This window comes from Marvinbryantia sp., from assembly GCF_047017445.1.
Classification (GTDB): domain Bacteria; phylum Bacillota; class Clostridia; order Lachnospirales; family Lachnospiraceae; genus Marvinbryantia.
The window spans coordinates 45,956-66,604 of sequence record NZ_JBKXTT010000004.1 but is presented as its reverse complement, the minus strand read 5'-3'; the positions used below and the strand labels follow the sequence as shown (position 1 = coordinate 66,604).

The 20,649-nt window shown below is 47.7% G+C and carries 15 protein-coding genes and 1 CRISPR repeat array; of the genes, 1 reads left to right on the top strand and 14 read right to left on the bottom strand.

Features of this window, described 5'->3' with window-relative positions; translation table 11 throughout:
- Positions 1–10: 10 nt before the first annotated feature.
- The 3 genes from ACLU9Q_RS05670 to ACLU9Q_RS05660 are packed head-to-tail and all read right to left on the bottom strand — an operon-like array spanning position 11 to position 3,302.
- Entirely contained in the window at positions 11–1,498 is a 1,488-nt protein-coding gene (locus tag ACLU9Q_RS05670) for a sugar ABC transporter ATP-binding protein (protein ID WP_296832056.1), read from the bottom strand.
- Between the two features lie 43 nt (positions 1,499–1,541).
- Positions 1,542–2,489: a sugar ABC transporter substrate-binding protein gene (locus ACLU9Q_RS05665; protein ID WP_296832058.1), complete on the bottom strand. Its 948-nt coding sequence runs from the start codon at positions 2,487–2,489 to the stop codon at positions 1,542–1,544.
- Positions 2,490–2,504: 15 nt separating this feature from the next.
- The gene (locus ACLU9Q_RS05660; protein WP_296832060.1) at positions 2,505–3,302 is read right to left on the bottom strand and encodes an alpha/beta hydrolase; all 798 of its coding nucleotides are present in this window, start codon (positions 3,300–3,302) and stop codon (positions 2,505–2,507) included.
- Positions 3,303–3,607: 305 nt separating this feature from the next.
- Between ACLU9Q_RS05660 and ACLU9Q_RS05655 the strand changes: the two genes are divergently transcribed.
- Complete coding sequence (locus ACLU9Q_RS05655; RefSeq protein ID WP_296832062.1) at positions 3,608–4,726, top strand: ROK family protein; 1,119 nt, start codon at positions 3,608–3,610, stop codon at positions 4,724–4,726.
- 126 nt (positions 4,727–4,852) lie between these two features.
- On the opposite strand, the gene ACLU9Q_RS05650 is transcribed toward ACLU9Q_RS05655, so the two are convergent.
- The 11 genes from ACLU9Q_RS05650 to cas5c form a co-directional block, all read right to left on the bottom strand.
- Complete coding sequence (locus ACLU9Q_RS05650; RefSeq protein ID WP_296832064.1) at positions 4,853–6,091, bottom strand: helix-turn-helix domain-containing protein; 1,239 nt, start codon at positions 6,089–6,091, stop codon at positions 4,853–4,855.
- Between the two features lie 232 nt (positions 6,092–6,323).
- Positions 6,324–7,268, bottom strand: coding sequence for a carbohydrate ABC transporter permease (locus ACLU9Q_RS05645; RefSeq protein WP_296832066.1), 945 nt, complete (start codon positions 7,266–7,268; stop codon positions 6,324–6,326).
- A gap of 19 nt (positions 7,269–7,287) precedes the next feature.
- A complete protein-coding gene (locus tag ACLU9Q_RS05640) occupies positions 7,288–8,253 on the bottom strand; it encodes an ABC transporter permease (protein WP_412624727.1) in 966 nt (321 codons plus the stop codon).
- Positions 8,254–8,355: 102 nt separating this feature from the next.
- Positions 8,356–11,697 (bottom strand): hypothetical protein, encoded by a 3,342-nt coding sequence (locus ACLU9Q_RS05635; protein WP_296906203.1) that lies wholly within the window; start codon positions 11,695–11,697, stop codon positions 8,356–8,358.
- Between the two features lie 65 nt (positions 11,698–11,762).
- Positions 11,763–13,775: a hypothetical protein gene (locus ACLU9Q_RS05630; RefSeq protein ID WP_296832071.1), complete on the bottom strand. Its 2,013-nt coding sequence runs from the start codon at positions 13,773–13,775 to the stop codon at positions 11,763–11,765.
- Between the two features lie 326 nt (positions 13,776–14,101).
- Positions 14,102–15,190: direct repeats of the CRISPR family, unit length 32 nt; unit sequence ATTTCAATCCACGCTCCCGCGAGGGGAGCGAC.
- A gap of 177 nt (positions 15,191–15,367) precedes the next feature.
- The gene (gene cas2 / locus ACLU9Q_RS05625; RefSeq protein WP_040781924.1) at positions 15,368–15,658 is read right to left on the bottom strand and encodes a CRISPR-associated endonuclease Cas2; all 291 of its coding nucleotides are present in this window, start codon (positions 15,656–15,658) and stop codon (positions 15,368–15,370) included.
- A gap of 11 nt (positions 15,659–15,669) precedes the next feature.
- On the bottom strand, positions 15,670–16,701 hold the full coding sequence (gene cas1c / locus ACLU9Q_RS05620) for a type I-C CRISPR-associated endonuclease Cas1c (RefSeq protein ID WP_296832076.1): 1,032 nt from the start codon (positions 16,699–16,701) through the stop codon (positions 15,670–15,672).
- On the bottom strand, positions 16,698–17,360 hold the full coding sequence (gene cas4, locus ACLU9Q_RS05615) for a CRISPR-associated protein Cas4 (RefSeq protein WP_296832078.1): 663 nt from the start codon (positions 17,358–17,360) through the stop codon (positions 16,698–16,700). Before cas4 ends, cas1c begins: the two co-directional genes overlap by 4 nt.
- A complete protein-coding gene (gene cas7c, locus ACLU9Q_RS05610) occupies positions 17,360–18,250 on the bottom strand; it encodes a type I-C CRISPR-associated protein Cas7/Csd2 (protein ID WP_296832080.1) in 891 nt (296 codons plus the stop codon). The genes cas4 and cas7c overlap by 1 nt, the downstream gene beginning before the upstream one ends.
- Positions 18,251–19,981, bottom strand: a complete 1,731-nt coding sequence (gene cas8c / locus ACLU9Q_RS05605) for a type I-C CRISPR-associated protein Cas8c/Csd1 (protein ID WP_296832082.1) — start codon at positions 19,979–19,981, stop codon at positions 18,251–18,253.
- Positions 19,978–20,640 carry a type I-C CRISPR-associated protein Cas5c gene (gene cas5c, locus ACLU9Q_RS05600; protein WP_296832084.1) on the bottom strand — a complete coding sequence of 221 codons (663 nt, stop codon included), beginning with the start codon at positions 20,638–20,640 and terminating at the stop codon, positions 19,978–19,980. The genes cas8c and cas5c overlap by 4 nt, the downstream gene beginning before the upstream one ends.
- Positions 20,641–20,649: the final 9 nt, after the last annotated feature.

Genomic DNA, 20,649 nt, shown 5'->3' with positions numbered 1-20,649 from the left:
TCCTCCCTGATTATTGCTGAATTCCTGCAGCCAATGCCATAATTTTTTCCTGCGAATATTCCGGTCTTTCCAGGCTGCCGCTGATTTTCCCTTCATGCAGAACCACAATCCGGTCAGCCATGCCGATCAGCTCCGGCAGCTCTGAACTGATCATGATTACAACCTTCCCCTGCTCCACCAGCTCCAGCATAAGCTTATATATTTCCTGCTTTGCCCCAACATCGATTCCCCTTGTCGGTTCATCAAAAATCAGAACCCTGCTATCTGTAAACAGCCACTTTGCCAGCACTACTTTCTGCTGATTGCCGCCGCTCAGATTACCTGCGAGCTGCCCGTCAGACGGTGTTTTTATCTCCAGCGCTTTAATATACTTCTCTGCCACATCATGATCCGTCTTCTCACTGATCATACCGCCCTTTAAGATTCCTTTCAGACGCGCAAAAGAAATATTATGACGGACGCTGTCTTTCAGAAAAATACCCTGCTGCTTTCTGTCTTCGGGGATCAGCCCTATTCCGGCTTTAATCGCATCCATCGGCTTTTTTATTTGCAGTTGCCTGCCTTCCAGCATAATTTTACCACTGACTATTTTATCTGCTCCAAATACAGCTCTTGCCACTTCTGTTCTGCCGGCTCCTACCAGCCCGGCAAGTCCGAGGATTTCTCCCTTATACGCCTCCAGATTAATATCTTTTAAAAGCTCCGTGTTTAATCCCCGGACCTCCAGGACCTTTTCTCCCTTTTTATAGTGCTTTTCCGGGTACTGTTCTCCAAGCTCCCGGTTCACCATCAGACGGATAATTTCCTCCGCGTTTGTCTCACCCGTCTCCATCGTCTGAATATAATGTCCATCCCGAAAAACGGATACCCGGTCACAAACCGCAAATATTTCCTCCAGCCGGTGTGAAATGTAAATAATGGTGATGCCTTTTTTCTTTAAGGTGTCTATGATGCGGAACAGATACGCTACTTCATTTTCTGTCAGCGGCGCTGATGGTTCGTCCATAATAATAAGCTTTGCATTGCAGGACACTGCTTTTGCAATCTCAACGATCTGCTGGTAGCCAACGCTTAAATCTCTTACCATTGCATCACCGGGAATCGAAATTCCAAGCTGAGCCATAATGTCCTGCGTCATCTCATGGAGCCGTTTATAATCCAGCATTTTGTTTTTCATCGGATATCTGCCATAGTAGATATTTTCCGCAACAGAAAGTGATGGAAACAGGTTAAATTCCTGATAAATTGCCGCAATGCCTAATTTCATTGATACGATCGGAGAATTATCCCTCACTTCCTGCCCATTGAAAAACATTTGTCCCCTGTCCGGTCTGACAGCGCCCGTGATAACTTTTATAAAAGTAGATTTACCGGCACCGTTTTCACCTGCGATCGCATGCACTTCTCCTGTTTTGAAAGACAATGTCACATCATCCAGAGCGCGCACACCGGGAAATTCCTTTGTTATGTTCTTCAACTCTAATATGTATTTACTCATACACGCCACTCCACTTCACGTTTCCCGCAAATGACAAGATTCTTTACTTTATAAAATCAGCAACGTTCTCGATCGTAACCGGCTTAAAGCTTACATAAATCGGATCTTCAACAGTGCCTTCCTTCAGCACCTGCTCTACCGCCTGACAAAGCAGCTCTCCCTGATCATACGAACCGATGTCCACCGTTCCGCGTAAAATGGTATCTTCTGAAATGTACTCCAGATTTTTCGCGTCTGCATCCTGCCCTGTGATGCAGATGTTGTCTTCGCCTTTACCTGCCGCAATCATCGCCTCATATGCGCCCAGTGCAACGGAATCGTTGGAGCATACGATAACATTCAGATCCGGGTATTTCGCCAGTGTTGTTTCGACTGCCTCCATACCTGCCTCTGTCGTGTTGCCCGACTGAATAGCTACCGTCTCTGCATCCGGCGCCAGAGATGCAACTCCATCCTTCATACCGTTTCCGCGCTCGATCAGCTGCTCGCTCTCCTGCACGTAAACATACATTACCTTGGCGTCTTCCTGGCTGTCCAGATTGTCTAAAATCCACTGACCTGCTATTTTCCCGTTTTCAAAGCCATAGTCATAATTATTTACGGCAACCCAGGCATTAGAGCCTTCAATATGCTCGGACCATGAAATAACCGGTATTCCTGCCGCCTGCGCTTCTGCGACAGCTGTTTCCGGTGCGACGGTATCTACCGGACAAATTACAATGCAGTCAACTCCCTGCGTAATCAGATTCTCGATTGCCGTTACCTGTGTTGTCGCGTCAGAATGTCCGTCAATCACCTGCACTTCCATATTATAATTATCCTGGAAATCCTCCACGCCCTGTACCACGCTGAGGAAATAGTTAATTGTCAGATCCTGTACGATAAATCCAACCTTTGTCTTCTCCTCTGCCGCTGCGCTCATGCCCGCCACTGAGGCGATTAATGCTGATGCCGTTCCGAAACATAAAACCTTCTTTAAATTCTTGTTCATAATAATCCTCCTTTTTTAATTATCCGTTCTTCCTTCTCCAAGATACAATTTCAACATTCTTTCGATTGCCTTATCCCATACATTCCATTCATGGATTCCCGGCCATTCTTCATAATAGAAGTCCTTTATTTTCTTTTCACACACGCTTCTTAAATTTGTAGTCTGATGATACAGGAAATCCTCTGTTCCGCATACCATGTAAACTTTTGGCAGATCACTTCCGTTCACGATGCAGCGCTGCAATATTTCCGGAATGGAAGCTTCTTTGGGAACCCTGTCCTTTCCTCCTGTGATCGGAGCGATCTCATTCTCAATGTCCTTCAGCAGTACCGGTGCATCTTTTTCCTTTGAGATTCTGACAATATCATTAAGGTCATACGCACCGGAAAAAGCTCCGCAGTATCCATAAATTCCCGGCGCCTCCAGCGCACAGCGCAGCGCACCATAGCCTCCCATTGACAATCCCGCGATCAGCATGTTCTCCCGTTCTACTGACAGGCAGAACAACTCCTCTGCTATTCTGGGCAGTTCCTCTGTTATGTACGAAAATGCTGATATTCCATTTACCATATCAAAATACCAGCTTCTTTGTACTTCCGGCATCAATACTGCCAGATTATAGCGCTCCGCGTATCGTTCTATCGCCGTTCGCCTGACCCAGGTTGCCGCGTTATCTGACAGACCATGAAGCAGGACCAGGGTCTTCGGCTTCTCCTGCCAGATATACCTCCGGCCATCCTGGGGCAGAATAACATGGAGCTGCGTATCCTGTTTCATATTTTCCGAATATATATTTCCAACAAAATATGCCACCTTTTCACCCCCTTCCTTTTTACCTCTTTTGTCCTTCGCCCATTCCACTTTTATATTTCAGATATATATTACAAAAATATAGTATCATCTAAGAAAATGTCTGTCAATGGTAAAAAGTACTAATTAAGAGCCTCTGTTTTATTGCATATTAGCCAAACATTTCTCCTTTTATCAATGCTTGACATCGTTTTACATAATAACTATAATAAAAATAAAGTGGTATATAAGGTGCCGTTATCTTTATCACTTTTAAATGAACCTTATATATTTCTAAAATTAAAGATACCACTCTGGAGGTCGCCCTCATGGCTAACAACATTGATTTAAAAAAAGAAAATCAGAATAAAGTGTACCGTTATATTTATTCCAGCAGTGAACCTGTATCCAAATATGACTTAATGGATAGTTTAAATCTCAGTCTTCCTACCGTAAATCTGATTATTAAATATTTGTGCGAAAACGGCTATATTTACGACTGCGGCACGCTTTCTTCCCGCGGCGGGCGCCCACCGAAGACATATCAGATTGTGCCCACGCTTTATTATTCTATCGGGCTGGATATCACCGGTCACCATATCCATGCTGTTATTATCGATTTACAGGGAAATATTATCGAACGCACGCGGGACAAAATCTGCTTTTCTCCCAGCGAAGAATACTATCAGACTCTTGCCGGCTTAGTGGAACAGATGCTTTCCCGTTCCGGTATAGACAGGAAGCATATTTTAGGCGTTGGGATTGCTTTTCCCGTCATGGTGGATATGCAGAAACAAAGCCTTCTCCATGTCGAGCTTACTTCTGTAAAAAACGTGGATATAGAAGCGATTTCAAGACATCTTGGATTTCCCTGCAGGATCTGCAACGATGCCAAGGCTGGCGGTCTTGCTGAGAGCTGGAATGTAAAGGATATGCAGAATTCCTTCTATCTTTCTCTGAACAATACAGTAGGAGGAGCTATTTTTCATAACAGGACCCTCTATTTTGGTGAAACTTACGAGAGCGGCGAAGTGGGGCATATGACACTTGTCAATAACGGCAGACTCTGTTATTGCGGAAAAAACGGCTGTGTGGATGCCTATATTTCCGCACTGAATCTGTCGAACAGTGCAAACGGTTCACTGGAGCAGTTTTTCCAGTATGTCGAAGAAGGAAGCAGTTATCATCTGAATATATGGAATGAATATCTTGAGAGCCTGGTTATTACTGTCAATAATCTGAAAATGCTTTTTGACTGTTCTATCATTGTGGGCGGATACGTAGGCTCCTATCTGGAAGCCTACTATGATACGATAAAAGAAATGTTAATTGAACGAAATACATACCATGAAAACGCAGATTATTTTAAAATCTGCAAATTTAAACGCTTTTCCACCGCAGTCGGTGCGGGGCTGATCAACGTTAACGAATTTCTCAAGACGGTCTGATGTCCTGCACCAGAGGGATCCCGGCGGCATCTGAAAAAGTTCTGGTACACTATATCGGCAAATCGGCAGAACCCGCATATTTTCTGGACTTCTGCCGATTTCACTTCCAAACCTGAGAGACCGCAATCACGGCTTCATACGCACCATACTGCGGTACTGCTTGGCAGTCTGCCCCTGGAATTTTTTAAAAAGACGGGCATAATAGTTTTCATCGTAAATTCCGACCTGCGCCGCCACCTCATGGATGGGCAGATCGGTCGTCGCCAGCAGGATGAGGGAGGACTGGATGCGCTTTTCGTTCATATAATGCGTCAGCGTCTTGCCCGTCTCCTTTTTAAACTGCGCGGACAGATAATTGAGACTGATATTGACCTCCTCCGCGATGGACTTCAGGGACAGCGGCTCCCTGATATGGAAGTCTATATAGTTCACGGCGTCGCGGATGACGCTGGAATAGCCGCGCATGGAATGATTTCTGACCAGCAGGCAGTATTTGCGCATCATAACATGGCTTAAATCCGCCAGCTCCGTGACGCGGGCGGCGTTCTCAATCTGCTTTGCAAAGGCTTCCGAGATCCGGTCTATATATACGGGATGCACCTCCGCCTGCTGCACCGCTTTCCTAAAAAGCGTATTCCACACCACCATCATGTTTTTTACATCGCGCAGGTTGTCATCGTTTCTCGGCTTCAGGCGGTAGTGCTTAAAGCCCTGCGTGACCTCCATGATTTTCTCCATATCCCCTATCTGGATGGCTTCCATCATCTGGTCTTCGTAGCGGTACCGCTCCTCCACTGCGGCTATCCGCAGCGATTCTTCCTCTCCCTGCTCTTCTCTGTGCGGTTTTTCATTAAATTCATTATAATTTTCCACCCGCGTGATGGATAGCCCTTCCCGGTCGCGGCAGAGATATCCAAGCTGCGTCAGGACAACGCCCTGCAACGCGTCCGAATCCGCCAGAATCGGAACACTGTAGTAATACTCCTTCAGCTCTTCCGAAAGATAAGGCGCAAGCCCCAGGCGTTCTATCACCCGCTCCACAATCTCCTCCGGATTGCTCATGATGTACGGTCCTATCTGGATAAACTCCTGCCTGCCATCGCTGCAATGCTCCTCTGGTATCCGGAAGCTCATGTAATGCTCCTCGAAAGAATCCCGGACCAGGTACAGTATCTTTTCTTTATAATGCTTCTCCATCATACGGAACCCGCGTTCGATCTCATAGGGATACCCCAGAAATCGCCTGAGCCCCTGGTCAAATTCCATAAGTGCTGTCTCTTCCGTCATCCGGTTGTCCATGCGCATCAGCTTCACCCCGAACGCTCTGACCAGTTCCTCTAATTGTCTGATAACATCTATTTCCATATTTTATCTCCATGTCCTATGATGCAGTGGGCAAAAATCCCTAATTTACATTTTATTATTGTATATTATAAATAAAATACCGTTTTCTGTAAAGAGCATAAAAAGACGGAACGCTGTGCCTGTGCACAGCATCCCGCCCCTTTTTTGTCTTCTGTCATATTTTCTGTCAGATAAATTTCCGCTCTGTCACAACCGCATCTACAGCCCGGTCCAGAGTCACATACTTTCGCGCTTATCCTTTTACGGCTCCGGCAACTGTATTTTTCTCCAGCACCCGGTAAAAGAACGGGAATGCGAAGAGAATCGGAACCGTCGATACGACGATTGCCGCAAACTGCACGAGATATTTCACAAGCTGCAGCTCGCCGCCGGATACCATCATGTAATTCTGGTTGCTCGTCTCCACGATTTCACGTATCCAGAGCTGCATCGGCCAGAGGTCCTTGCTGTTCGGCACGTAAATCGACGCCTGGAACCAGGAATTCCAGTGGAGAATCGCCGTATTGATCATGATTACCACAATCAGTCCCCGCGCCTGCGGAAGCATGACCTTAAACATGGTAGTCAGATGACCAGCCCCATCAATTTTCGCCGACTCGACGGTTTCCTCCGGCACCGACAGAAACGCATTCATCGCCAGCACCATAAACATACCGTTCGTGCAGGACGGAACCACCAGCGACCAGACCGTGCCGGTCAGACCGAGGTTGCGCAGCACGATATAGGTGGGAATCGTCCCGGCGGAAAATACCAGGGAAAGCATACAAAACAGCTTCATAAAGTTCTGCAGCTTTGTTTTCCTGCTCAGGCAGTACCCTGCGATCACGTTTAAGACCAGACCGAACACGACGTTGACCACCATATACAGAATGGTGTTAAACATTCCGCGCAGCACATTTCCGTCCGCAAAGCTTCCGCCCGTTTCCTGGAAGAGAATCCGGTACGCCTCCAGATTCACAGAATTTCCGAACCACCACGTAATTCCCTCGTTGGAAATCAACTGCTGCGGGTCGCTGTAGATGGAGCTCATCAGCACGTGCCACATCGGCACGATGCATATCAGGACTACCAGGCACAGAATCGCGATGATAACGATATCCACAATCGTTCCGCTCACGCTTTTTCCGTGCACCATTCCCTCCTTTGGCTTCTTTCTTGATAAATGCTTATTATCCATCTTCTCAATCTCCCTTCTGCTATGCGGCGTTCTTCTTCTGCAGTCCTGCCTGCAGATAATTCGAAATCAGCATCAGCACCGTGGCAATCACAGACTGGAACAGACCGGCTGCTGTCGACAGCGCGTAGTCCGGCTTCGCTCCGGTAAAGGAATACCGGTAGGTGAAGGTCTGCATACAGTCGGCAACGCTGTAGATATCGGAATTATACAGCAGAAGGATCTTATCAAAGCCCTGCATGAAAATCAGTCCGACGTTCAGGGTAAGCATGGTCAGCACAAAGGGCATAATAGCGGGCAGCTTGATTTTCACCAGCCGGTCCCAGCGGTTTGCCCCGTCAATTGCCGCCGCTTCCATAATAGAATTGTCGATGTTGGAAAGCACCGCGACAAACATAATCGAGCTGTAACCCGTTTTCTGCCACACTTCAATAAAGGAATTTATCAGCCAAAACACCGGGATATCTCCGTTTGTCAGAAGATTCTGCGGCGTTATGTGGAAAATCGATACCAGCAGCTCCGTGATGATGCCGTCCTTATCCAGGAACAGCTTAAACATCATACACACAACGACTGTGGAAATAAAATACGGCAGGAAGGAAATCGTCTGGACGCCGCGTCTGAACCATTTCACCCGCACCTCTGACAGCAGCAGCGCCAGCACCAGCGGGAAGAAAAAGCCGAATACCAGATTAATCAACGCCATGCACACGGTGTTCCGAAATGCTAGCCAGAACTGGTCCAGCGAAAACAGACGGGCAAAATTCGCAAATCCTACCCAATCGCTTCCCAGAATTCCCTTCCGGAAGCTGAAGTCCTCAAATGCCATCGCAAGCCATGCCATAGGCATATAGTTAAAAACGAACAGGAAGGTAAATGGCAGAAGGAACATGACGTATACGATCCAGTTTTTCCTCAGGTCCTCTTTCCATGTCTTTTTGTTGATTCCCGGTGACCGGGCTCCTTTTTTTGCAATCACTTTACTCATAATCCAGCTCCTGTTTTATATGACAAAAGAGACTGCCGCCTGTCTGCAGGTCCCTTTGGGGACCTGCTGCATAAATAGCGGACAGCCTCTTTCACCTGTTTACTACTTTGTTTCCTTTGTTTCCTTTGTTTCCTTTGTTTCCTTTGTTTCTTCTGTTTCTTTTTCGGCAGGCGCTTTTTCCGGCTCTGCTTTTGCCGCTTCTGTCACGGCTTCTGTTGCCGGCGCCTCAGTTGCCTTTACTTCTGCTTTTGTCTCAGCTTCTGTTGCCGGCGCTTCTGTTGCTGGTGCCTCAGTTGCCTTTACTTCTGCTTTTGTCTCAGCTTCTGTTGCCGGTGCCTCTGTTGTCTGTGCCTGTTCTGCCTCAGATACTGCCGTCTCAACCTTTGCTGCTTCTGTCACAGCCTCCGTTGCCTCAGCCTTTGCTGCTTCCGTCACAGCTTCTGTTGCTTCTGCTTTTGTCTCTGCTTCCGTCACGGTTTCTGTGGCTTTCGCTTCTGTGGCTTTTTCTGTTTCTGCTTTCTTTGCATCCGCCGCTTTCTTAGCATTTGATGCTTTCTTCGCAGCCGCCTGCTTCGTCACAGCAGTTGTTGCTGCTCCCGCCGTACCTTTTTTAAGGTCAACGCCCATATCTGCATTCTTAATGCAAACCGTGCCGTTTTCCTCTGTAATCGTCAGAGTAAGCTGACCATCCATCAGAGATACCTTATTTTCGCTCCAGCTTCCCGCAAAGTTCTGGGTTCCGCCGTAATTCGCCGGCATATTTACCGTATACTGCGCCGCTCCATTTTCAGAGAGCACCAGCGTTGCATCAAAATAGCCGCCATGTTTTCCGGTGTAGGTTCCTGCATAGCTTACCGGCGCTTCGCTTTCCGATTCGGTCTGTTTTTCTGATTCTGTCTCTGATTCTGTTTCAGATTCTGTCTCCGGCTCCGTTTCCGGTTCTGTTACCGGTTCCGACTCCGACGGCTTTTCTGATTCATCTGTCGAACCGCTGTCTTCTTTCGTCAGGCTGACGCCCATATCCACATTCGTTACGGTAACCGTACCGTCTGCTTCTGCAATCGTCAGAACAAGCTGACCATCCATCATTGATACCGTATTGCCGCTCCAGCTTCCCGTAAAGTTCTGGGTTCCGCCGTAATTCTCCGGCATATTTACTGTATACTGCGCTGTTCCGTCTTCAGAAAGTACAAGTGTTGCATCAAAATAGCCGCCGTGTTTTCCGGTGTAGGTTCCCGCATAGCTTACTGCCGGCTTTTCTGTCACCGGTTCTGTCTCTGTCTGCGGTTCTGATTCTGTCTCAGGTTCGCTGTCCGGCTGTTTCTCTGTCTCCTTCTCTGTTTCTGTCGGCGGGGTTTCCGGGGTTTCCGGTTTTTCCGGTTTTTCCGGTTTTGTCGGTTTTTCCGGTTTCGTTGTGCCGCCCTTATTTTCGTATGTAACTGTTCCCGGCTGTGTATACAGCGCCGGAGAGCTGGGGATTCCTACGGAAATCGATTTTACTGTCTTTCCGTCCGAAGCATAGGTAACGCTCATTTTCATCTTCGTTCCTGCCGGGAAGATAATGTTGTTCATCACATCCGTGCCGGACTTTGTCATCGTCAGAACTGCTCCGTTTGCAATACCGGTATAGGTACCTCTCTGTGCTTCGATTACCATAGTGCTGTAGGTAAGCTTCAGGATATATGTCTTGTCGCTGTACAGTGTCAGCTCGCAGGGCAGGTCCACCTGGGCATAAGAGCCGTTTACAACACCGTATCCCTTTACACTGCCGTTTAACACGTATGTTCCGTCGTCTGCTGTGTTCTGATTGTTATTGTTATCGGAGCTGCCGCCCTGATTGCCCTGATTGCCGTTTGTGCCGCTGCCCGGCTTATTGGAATTATTGTTGTCCGGATTCTTGTCAGATCCATTGTCCGGCTTTTTATCGCCATTATCCGAGCTGCTTCCGTCTGCAGGAGGCGCGCTGCTTCCGGTGAAGGTCGCGTCATTCCATACAAAGTAATAGTTTCCTTCGCTTCCGGAAATTGTCGCCGACAATCCCTGAATCGTAAGTGTCCTTCCGGACCAGCTTCCCGTAAAGTATGCGTTCTCCTGATGTCCGTGCATATCGCACTTGAAGGTTGCTGTTCCGCCGGGCAGAAGCTCGATAATTGCCTCAAAATAGCCCGCAATCTTTCCATAATATACATAGGAGGTAGAACCGCTCGCCGCTACCGCAACACCAGAGCTCGGCTTTCTGCCTGTGCCGTTATCCTCTGTGCCCTCTTCATTCTCGCCTGCGGAATCCGCTTTCGCCAGAGCACTTTCAGAAGCCTCGTTGTCCGTGGACATCAGCACACCGTCCAGTGTTATTTCAAAGCTCTCGCCGCTGCCTGTGATGTACGCAGTCTCGTTCATATCCGCAATGGTAACAGACCTTGGCGTGCCATCCGCGTTCTTCTCCCAGGTGCCCTCGCACTGTGCGCCGCTGAGTACGATGGAGCAGCTCATATCGTCATACAGAATCACGACATTTTCACCGGTCTCATCCGCGAATACATACACTTCGTTTCTCACGCGCGGTCCCAGCTCCATCGCACTGCCGCCCTCCGGCGTAAACACTGCTTTTGTCGCATCGTCCTTGTCGATTACCAGGGTGCCGCCTGTAGCGCCTTCGCCCGCCGTCAGTATGTAGGTATCGCCGTCCAGCTCCCAGGTACCCGTAACTTCACCCGTACCGGTCAGCATGTTGTCCAGGTAGGTTCCGTCATGATAGATGGTGATGGAAGCATTTCTGCCATCCTCCAGCCTGTAGTAGAAGGTATAAAGCTCTACGCCCCGCTCCTGCGGATCTTCGTCCACATGCAGGAAGCAGTAGTTTGTATACCATGAGGTTGCGCCGATTTCATTTTCCGTCGGGATTCCCAGAATCTTGTTTTCTTCGGTATCCCAGCCGCTGCGGAAATACTCTGTCTCTCCGTCCAGCGAATAGAACACGATCGTCTTATCCGCCGTCATCTCTTCCCAGTTTCCTTCGCCGCGCAGCTCTGCAGAAGGCGCGGTGTTCATCGTAATCTCCTCGTCCAGAACCTCATAGGTACCCAGAAGCGGGTCGATTACAGCAATCCACTGTTCGCCGCTGCCGGACATCGCCTGGAAGTAAAAGGTCTGCTTGTCTTCGATAATCTCTCCTTTTTCGTGGAAGCTTATGAAGCAGTCCTGCTCGAACGTGGTTCCGCCCGATGCACCGGAGTATCTTCCTTCGTAATACCCCTCTGTCGGAAGCTCCGTATCCTCTTCCCCGCTTTCCGCCGCGTCAGCCGCTTCTGTTTCTGCTTCGGCTGCCACTTCGGTCGCCACTTCGGTCGCTGCCTCTTCCGCCGCCATTCCGGTAACGGCTGTCGCCGCCAGGCCCGCGCTAAGCGCCGCGGTAAGGACCGTTTTCAGTAACCATTTTCTTTTCATATATCTTTTCCTCCCTTCAAAAAATACACCAGTATTTCAAAACCGCATTGTCTCCTAAAATTCTCTTACTCCGCAGCAGCGCTGTACAAATCGTATGCCGCCTGCGCATATTCCTGCAGAATGTCGCCCGCATCGCCAATTGCGTTTACCCAGTCCTCCCAGGCGTAGCCGAAGGTCGTCTCATCCGGAGCCTTGATCGGAGAAGCCAGACGGCTCTGCATCGCTTCTGTCATCTTGGCATAAGCGGTATTATAGGTATCGTCCGCTTCTATCTTTCCGGCGATATCTGTCAGGATGTCACCGGTGTTCGGATAGCGGTTCCAGTTGTCGATTGCCTGCTGTTCTACCGCTGAGTAACCGTGGTCCATTGCACCCATGTAGTGATAGCCCAGTGAGAGGCGGTTCAGTCTTGCCGCGCCGTTGAGGTCCTGGCTCTCCGGATTATTATCCGCCCACCGGTAGGTTTTTCCGGTCTCGGCGTTTTCCTCCTTCACGTATGCGCCCTCTGTCAGTCCGTATTCCGTATAGAAAGCATCCTGCGTTTCCTCATACTGCTCTTTGCTGAATCCGAAGCTTGCCAGCACTCCGCCCTCTTCGGTATAGAGGTAGTCGATGAGGCTCAGCAGGGCCGGAAGGTTTTTATCCTCCGCCGCCGTCGTAATCATGCTGCTTCCCGCCACTCTGCCCATCATGTAAATCGTATCCGGCTCTTTAAAGCGGTATTCATTCTCGCCAATCACATCGTTGATCGGAAGCGGAGCTCCTACTACCATGATACCTTTTGTCAGAGCGATCGAGCCGTTGTCCAGCACGCTGCCAAGCTGCGAGGTCTTATGTCCCAGATACACCGGAACCGCTCCTGAAAGCTGTCCCGCCGCGTCTATCTTATAGAAGATATCCGATGTTCTGGTCGTGAAGTCCCGGTCGATCCAGCCCTTCTGATACCATTCGTTCATATACTGCAGATAAAGTCTGGTGCTCTCTGAGGTCAGCCCCGATACAATCTTTCCGCTGTCCGCATCGTAGTAAATGGTCGGTGCGCCGCCGCCGAATGCGCTTGAGAAATCTCCTCTTGTCGAGGTTCCCCAGTAGTAAAGACTCATCATGTAGGTATTATCGCTGCTCAGCATCGCTCCGCTGTCATCCGTGTAATCCGGATTGTTCCAAACCTTTTCCTCATAGGTCTGCAGCATCCATTCCCAGTCGGAAAGGAATACCGGGTCCTGTGTGCCGCTGGGGAATACAAGATTGTCGGTGTAGGTGTTCATGGAATCATCGCCGTAGCTGCATGTAATTCCGTTTCCGCGCGTACCGCCGACGCCTACCTCCCAGGTATCTTCGGAATCCGCTGTGTAAAGAGGATTTTTCTGCCAGCCGCCTGCCGTCCAGGCACTTTCATCGGTTCCATAAGCTTCCTGCGCCTCATAATAATTGGTAATCTCCGGCGCAGCCCCCTGGCGTTCTTCCCATTCCATTTGCAGAATCTCATCCGCATTGACCGCCCATACGTATTCCGGCATTTCACCAAAGCGCACCAGCCAGTCTCTGCGGTACATCAATCCCTGATACTGGTCCTGCCCCATATCGTTAATGCACAGGATCTTCAGTATTTTCTGCTCGCCGTCCACAATCGACACCGCTTCCCGGTAAAGAGCCGGATCGGACCGGATCAGCTCCATGTAATTCGGCATGTATTCCTCTGCGAGTTCCGTTAAATCCATCGCAATTCCTTCGTCGTAAAGCTGTGTGACGGAGCTCTGCGAGTAGTTGAGGTCCATAACGTCCTGGAAATCGCCTCCGTAAATGAGTGTGGTAAAGGAATCCGCCGGATTCGTGGATGACGCCGCGTCAAATTCCAGCGTCAGCGTCGCCGCATTATCCCCTTCTCCCCACTCCTGCGCCATCAGATACTGGATGATCGGATTTTCTGCATAATCCATGTAGAATTCATCCTTTTCCCCGTTCGCCAGCCAGAAAGTGAATGTGTTTTCATCATTTTTTGCACCGGCTGTCAGCGACGGCACAAGCGCCGCAAGCGCAGCGCAAAAAAGAATTCTGCCTGCTCTTTTCCTTTTCATAGAGTTCCTCCTGTTCTTATTTAAGTTTTCCTTTCTGAATTACTGATGCTTCGTATTACTATTATAATGCCGGGAATCTTTTTTCTTTAGAATAATTTTAATTAGAATTAGCACAAAATACCCGTCTGTATCCTCCCATACCACTGTCAATAGTATCAGGATTTCACATTCTGCTGCTTATTTTTTCGACATCTATTATAATGAAGCAAAAGCAACGCCGCCTGAGTTTGGAAGTTTATAATTCATAAATGCTCCAGATTTCTGGTACACTATATAGGAAAATCGGCAGGGCCCGCATATATACCGGGCTTCTGCCGATTTCACTTATTTCAATCCATGCTCCCACGAGGGGAGCGGCTACAATCTCCGGGTACTCTAAACCGGTATTACAATTTCAATCCACGCTCCCGCGAGGGGAGCGACGGAAATAACATTGAGGCCCCGGAAAGTCTGATAAGATTTCAATCCACGCTCCCGCAAGGGGAGCGACTGAAAATGAATCATTAATTACTTTACTTTATATATTTCAATCCACGCTCCCGCGAGAGGAGCGACGGCAAGCGGTGCCGTATATGTTCTGTCTATCGGTAATTTCAATCCACGCTCCCGCGAGGGGAGCGACACGGTACGATCGACCTGACCTTTACGATCTCAGATTTCAATCCACGCTCCCGCGAGGGGAGCGACACGTAAGCGATTGAGCACACTCCATATCAAAGGATTTCAATCCACGCTCCCGCGAGGGGAGCGACCCGCGTCCGTCTGATAGCTAACGGAACCAGTACAGGATTTCAATCCACGCTCCCGCGAGGGGAGCGACGGTTGACTTCTCCTGTTCATACCCCTTTTACGATATATTTCAATCCACGCTCCCGCGAGGGGAGCGACTTTTCAGCAGCTAACATGTACGTTTGTAAACGCATTTCAATCCACGCTCCCGCGAGGGGAGCGACACGGCAGCGGGACAGAGCGCGGAAGCAGCAGCCGATTTCAATCCACGCTCCCGCGAGGGGAGCGACGGGAATTACACATTCAGCGTGGAGCGGGTTACTGATTTCAATCCACGCTCCCGCGAGGGGAGCGACTGGCTCCGAAAAACACGCCAACCGCGAACCCGATCAATTTCAATCCACGCTCCCGCGAGGGGAGCGACCGTCCGGCCAGCTGACGTTCATCGATTCCAAGCGATTTCAATCCACGCTCCCGCGAGGGGAGCGACGATCATGAACATGCCATATCTAACAGAAACAGGAATTTCAATCCACGCTCCCGCGAGGGGAGCGACAAACCTCCGCCGCCTCTCCTTCTCTGGTTATCAATTTCAATCCACGCTCCCGCGAGGGGAGCGACCGTACTGGCTCCGATAGGCTATAATATTCACTGATTTCAATCCACGCTCCCGCGAGGGGAGCGACAGCAAATTCGCACAATTTTTAATTATATCTTTAATATAATTTTAGCGAATTTGTCCATTTTTCTAAAATTAAATTTTATTCATGATGTATTCCAATACCAATCTACAGTTTTTATACTATTTTACAAGTGCGAATCTCCCTGCATTCTTGTGTGTGCTTCGCATTCGCACAAGCAGGTCATAGAATCAATGTTTCATCCACTTTTATTCCCCGCTCAACGCCAATGCTCTCTATTTTTGTCTTATACTGATTTCCAAGATAGTAAAATCTAAGGCTATCCACTTCTTTGTCAATAATGTCCTCAAGAGTTGCTTTCAGCATCAAACATTGCGCATTGTCAAGAATGCATTCAAATACTGAATTTTGCACACGCCTTCCATAATTCACACATTGTTTCGCTACTTTTCTCAGTCGTGCTTTTCCATCTGACGTTTCTGTATTTACGTCATATGTGATTAATACCAGCACAAATCCCCACCTCACTTCCAGAAAAACGGCGGGTATCCATCCAAGTCGCCTCTCAGATATCTGGCAAGCAGCATCGCCTGGACATATGGAACTATTCCCCATTCCACTTTTTCATTCAAAAAGGGATGCATAAGAGTTTCCTTTTTCTTATTTTGCCATTCAGTCAGCAATATTTTTCTTGTTTCGTCGTCCATTAAAACTGCGCCGTTTTCTTTAGCCTTAAAACCTTTTCCAGTGACCATCCTTTTATTTATCAATGATACAACAAATCGGTCTGCCAGGACAGGTCTCAACTCTTCCACCAGATCCAATGCCAGTGACACTCTACCCGGACGTTCCGTATGCAAACACCCTACATAAGGGTCTAATCCAACTGTTTCCAATGCAGAAGTAACCATATTTGTCAGCAGCGTATATACGAATGACAGCAATGCATTCACATTATCCATAGGCGGGCGCCTGCTCCGGCCATGAAATGAGAAATCCTTTTTCTGCTGAAGAATCAATTCATCAAACACACCGAAATAAACTTTTGCCGCTTCTCCTTCAAATCCCCGTAATTGCTCAGTCGACTGACAGTCACGCACCAGACTTAACGAATTTTTTAAATTCTCCGATGCTGCTTTCAATTTTTCAACATCCACCTGCATACTGTGATCTCTGGTTGCCCGCTCCAGCACCCATCTGGCATTATAAATTTTTCCTGTAATACAGTTTTTCGCAACCTCCAGGCTTTTCTTTTCATCCAGAAAGCTTCTGTACTGCTGTTCTCTCAGAATCACATTACCCTTTATTTTTCCGCTTACTCTCGCCAGAAACTTCCCCTGCGGCGTCAGATAACACAGCGAAATATTTCGCTCTGCACAGGCTCCCATCAGCGCAGGACTTGTCCCTCGATATCCGAACGAGACAATTCCTTCCAGATTATGCAATGGAAGCCTGCCTATCTCACGTTCCTTATCCAATACAACAACATTCTCTCCATCCAAAGACAGATAACTATCTTCTGATGTCACATATAATGTATTCATCAATTTTTTCATTCCATGTCTCCCAATGCCTGCATAAGATATTTCTCAACAGAAACCGCCTTTCCCATTCCAGGCATACATATATCTTTTAAAGAACATGCGCTGCAGCGTTTATTATATTTCACCTGCGGAGTATATTTTCTGTCATAATATTGATGCATCTCCGTCGTTATATCTGCCACCTGTTTCCTTAGTTCTGCCGTTATCTTAACCGGTTCACGCCTCTTCGTTTCTCCGTAAAAAAGCGCACCTTCTGGAATATCAGCAGAAAACATTTCCTCCAGGCACATGGCCTGTGCTGTCAGTTGCAAAACATCTTCTTCCGACTGCTTTGGTTTTCCTTTTTTATATTCTATCGGATAAATCTCATAAAAGCCTCTGTGTCCATGCAGCTTCACGCCATCACTGCTTTTATGGAATTCTATCACATCACATTCCCCGCTGATTCCAAGCGTCCGCGAAGCAACCGGAAGCGCCCTGGTAATCAATACATCCCTTCGCTTTTCTGCCAGATACGGGTCATGCACCTTCTTATGCATCAGTTCTCCTGCAACAGTATGTACATTTTCCGCCCATTGCTGTTCAATATGAATCAATGCCCACTGACGTCTGCAAAACTGAAAATGCTGGATTCCGGAAAGCATCAGATATTCGTCTTCCTTATATTCCATTATATTTTCCTTTGCATTTCAACGGTATCCGGTATCATTTCTTCATTGATATCCACCACATAATCCTGGTATTTTCTCGGATATACCACCTCATCTTTTCTTCTTACTTCAATCGCATCAAATAACCGGTATGCAGGGCAATCCCCTAATTCTTTGCTGTGCTTAAATACAATCAGCTCCCGTACAGCCATCTTTCCTCTTGCTGCCGAATGGTCATGTTCAAACATATTAATAATCGCTTCCCACAACAGCTCCAGGTCATCCTCCGAAAATCCAGTGACCTTTCTCGCCAGATTTGCCGAAACATAGCCTTCCGCCCGGTACAGCGCATACGGAACAATATTTTTCCGTCCCATCTCCGTACTCTTATTTTCTGCATCTTTCTCCGTGGTAATCGCAACTCTGGTGATTGTCACCTCCTGGCTGATAATCGGGTCAATACTTCTGGCAAAGCCCAACTGCACCGGTCCTCTCACCTGCCCGCAATTTAAGGAAGCTTTCACAAAAGTAGTCATAACAGCTCCAAAGGTCCGGATATCATAAAAATTCCGGCACATAAAATCTCTGATTTTTATATCTGCTTCCGGGTCCTTCTTTTTCAGCTCCTTCACCGTCTTGTCGTCGACGCCAAGATATTCATATGCCTTATTATCACTTCTGTTAAGCGGAACATCTTCTCTGATATAAATGCCATATCCCGCTTCATCTTCTTTTACCGTTTCCACATAATTTCTGATTTTACGCTTCAGGCATACGTCCGTAACCAGTCCAAAACCAGTCTCTGGATCAATTCTTGGCATGTTGCCCGCATCCGGATCTCCATTCGGATTTCCGTTCTCCACATCAAATAAAACTACAAACTCATATCTGTTTTTAATTACTTCTCTCATTTATGCTTCCTCCTTTTTTTCGTACCTTTTCTGAACCTGATGATAATATCCAAGGATAAAATGTCCCTGCTCCTCCAGCGTAAGCCTCTTGGGAAAATCTTCTATTTTCCCCATCAACTGTGTCAACAGGTTTTCCAGGTACACTTTTTTTCCAATTTTCTGTCTTTCAATTTTCCGGATATGACTGTTTTTCAGCTTCATCAGAATTGGAAATACCGCCCCCGGAGTTGCGCAGGCAGAATTAAAGTACCGGTCTCTTATTGTAGCATTAACTCCCGGATTCGCCTCCTCCTGCACTGCTTCAAGCACCGCAAACAGCCTTCCCAGCACATACGCCGTGTCGTTTGTTTCCTCATTTAATCCCACAAATTTTTCCCCCTTCTCCAGTTGATGATTTTTTATCAGATACGCCTTAATGATAGCCGCTCTTCCCCATGTAATCTTTCCCTGCTCCGCACGAATCCGTATCAAAGTGCTGCTGTACAGATTTTCCGGATACCTGCTGTCAGATAAAATCGCTCTGAGCAACGCTCCCGGCAGATTCGGAACCGTTTTTTTGTCCTTCGATTTCTGATTAACAGTCTCATAAAGCATTGCCCCGGTTCCCAGATACTCCCGTTCTTCCCAGGAGGGCTTCACCAGCTCCATTCTCTGATAATGTTTCTGCATATTTTCCAGAAGATTTCCAAAACTGTCTTCGTAATAGAATCGGACAGACAGTCTCGCAGCATTCGGCGCCAGCCCCAGTATATAAAACCTCTGATTTTTATTCAGCTCTATTCCTTCAATATTAATCGCTTTCTGCAATCTGAGGTTTTTAAAAATATTCTTTATTTCTTCCTGATTATCCTTCGGCGGTTCCAGCGACCACCCGAAAACCTCCTGGTAAGCCTCCTCTCCGTCCTCCGCCCAGAATACAACGGTCGTATCTCCAAAACGGAACACGTAATCTCTCTGTGCCAGCAGATAATTCAAAGCTGTCGTATAAGCAAAAGCTGCATACTTCCCCACCGGCGCGTTGTAGCTCTGCTCCTTTCCGTAGGATTCAAATGCCGGACCGTTAAAAGATACCAGCGCCGCACCGCTTGACTGCGCTCCCTGCACCCCTTTAATCGTAGAATGAATCCGGGCAATCTCTGTCTTTTTTCCAGTTACCATACAGATTCCTTCCCGTCCACTGCTTTCACTGTCAAGAAATTCCTTCCACGCCCGGCGTATTTCTTCATCATCCTGCGCATCTTCGTCGTCCATCACAAAAATAAGATTGCCTCCTCCGGTAATCTCTTCCCACATTTCCTGCAAGGCAGGATACTCCTTTGCACGCTGCGGCTCCCACGTCGAAAAGAAGGCTTTTACAGCCGACGCAAATTTCCCCTCCGCCGACTTTAAAATTTCCAGGTGCCTGTTTTTCGCTGCCTCAAAACATTCCAGGACTCTTTTTCCAGTTCCCTGCGCATCTATTCCAAGCAGATATTTCGAATTATCACATAAAAAATTAGCCGATATACCTGAGGACCTCGTTACCATTTCGGGTACCATCTTAACCGCTGGAAGCACTACTTTTTTCTTTCCCACAGTATTTTCTGTTTTCAGAGAGATAATTCCCTTCAGTCTACCCTCTGCATCCAGATTCAGTGCAAAGGAAACCTTAGCCTGACACCAGCCCTGCTGCGCTATTTTTCCCGCGTTTTGCAATGTCTCATAATAATTTACCAAAGCCTGTAAAATCATCGAACCACCTCGCAATTTTGTACATCAATGATTCCCTTTTTCATAATTGCCCGGAAAAACATCGGCTGAATATTGTTCCTGTCAGAATAATCCATATCATATAACATAAAACCCAGGTCCCGCTCATCTTCATTCTCATAGGCGGTCAAAACCTCTTCTTCTTCGCACAGGCAGAACTTTACCGGAAATTCCCGGCACCCAAAATATGGCGTATGAAAGCATTCCCCTTTTCTAAGCCTTCGCATAATGATGTCCTTAAATTTCCCTGGATTATCGCTTTCATTTGCCTTTTCTGTCATTTCAAAATGCGCTTCTATGACATATTCCACATTTCTGAGCAGCAGAGAAGCTCTCTGTACAATTTCTGCTTTACTGCTGATGCAGAGCTGGTCTTGCTTGCCATTGTACACTGGAAGTATATTACTTGCCAGAATTTTACTCTTTACTTCATTTCTGCGCACACTGGTAAACTGGATCGGCTTTTTTACATAAATCCGGTCTATGACCCACCGCATCCCCGGATGCCAGTAGATTGCTTCCAGAATCCCCCGCGCCGCAGACGGCGTGATAACATCGTAGGAACACCTCTCCACCTTCATCTCCGGTCTGGTAAATAGCGCGTAATCTCCCCAGACCCTAACCTTAACTCCCTTTGCCATACTTCACCT